2 protein-coding genes are annotated in these 1,163 nt (G+C 43.2%); both read right to left on the bottom strand.

All coding sequences use genetic code 11. The features are described from left to right. Positions 1–672 (bottom strand): glycoside hydrolase family 6 protein (locus tag HMPREF1321_RS07460; protein ID WP_009422045.1); only part of this gene is annotated, 672 nt, incomplete at its 3' end. A gap of 80 nt (positions 673–752) precedes the next feature. Next, positions 753–1,163 (bottom strand): glycoside hydrolase family 6 protein (locus tag HMPREF1321_RS07455; RefSeq protein ID WP_009422044.1); only part of this gene is annotated, 411 nt, incomplete at its 5' end.

Below are 1,163 nucleotides of genomic sequence, written 5' to 3'. Positions count from 1 at the left end.
AGGGTTATTCTCTTTTAGCTTTCTTGCACAATAAGTAAGCAGTTCAGCACGCTCATTGTATTTAGCTGAGCCTCTTGGGTGACCGCAGTAGTTAATGGCATCAGGCTCAATAATAACCACCGCACGGCGTTGTCCAATAATAGCACTTACACGGTCTATCCACTCTTTGTAAGAAGTAGCATTAGGATGTCCACCTTTTGAAAACGACCCACAATCACGATTGGGGATACCGTAAAGCACCACAATAGGCGTTTTGCGGGCGCGTTCTGCTCCCTCAACAAAGTTTTTAAGCCAACGGTCATTTTTCTCTTTACCACCACTACCAGGACTAACACCGCCGTCATACCAACCTCCGCAGGGCGTACCATACACTTGGTAATACAGCTTTTTCAACTCGGCATTTTTTTCATTTTTTACTGTATTTAACCGAGAAGGCTCCAAGTAAAAATCCCAGTCATAAGCTACCGGCTTTTTACCTTGTGGTGGGTTAGGTGGAATAGGAGGAGTAACCGGAGGCGTAATAGGAGGTGTAGTAGGGGTCTGAGTAGTAGGAGTTTGTGTAGTAGAGGTTTGCGTTGTTGGAGACTGTGTAGAGGGGTCGGTCTCTTCCCCTGATTTTTCACAGGCGGTCATTACCCATAAAAAAGCTACTAAGGATAGTAATTTATTCATAATCTTTAATCTTATTTATCTGTATTATTCTTATCTTTGCAATGATAAAGGTTATTTTATAATTGCTTGTCGTGCTACGACTATTTTAAGTTTTGAGGTACTTCCAAAATCTCTATACTTTTCACTCTCATAGCGTTTTGCACCAAGTGCCTCGTATATTCAGGATAAGGCTTTCCCGCTTTTGGGGCTCCCATATTACATTCACCATCAGAGCCTCCTCCTCCGTTAATCCACAAATAAGCATCGGCGTGTGCACCTGTGGTTTTGGTAGTGCTACGCGGGCCTAAAGCTGCATTAAAGTTATTACAAGAGTTATAAGGAGCATTTGCATTCTGGTGTTTAGGTCTATTGATACCACTGCGCCCTGTGTCAATCACGTAACGCACTTTGTCAAAACCTTTAGAAGCTAAGTAAGTTACAAATTTCTCGGCTCCTGCTTGTTCTTCAGCAGTGCCTCCTAAGCCCGAAACATTCAGTGCGAAACCACGCAT

This window comes from Capnocytophaga sp. oral taxon 412 str. F0487 (genome assembly GCF_000271925.1).
Taxonomy (GTDB): Bacteria; Bacteroidota; Bacteroidia; order Flavobacteriales; family Flavobacteriaceae; genus Capnocytophaga; species Capnocytophaga ochracea.
This window is presented reverse-complemented; position numbering and strand designations above follow the sequence as displayed.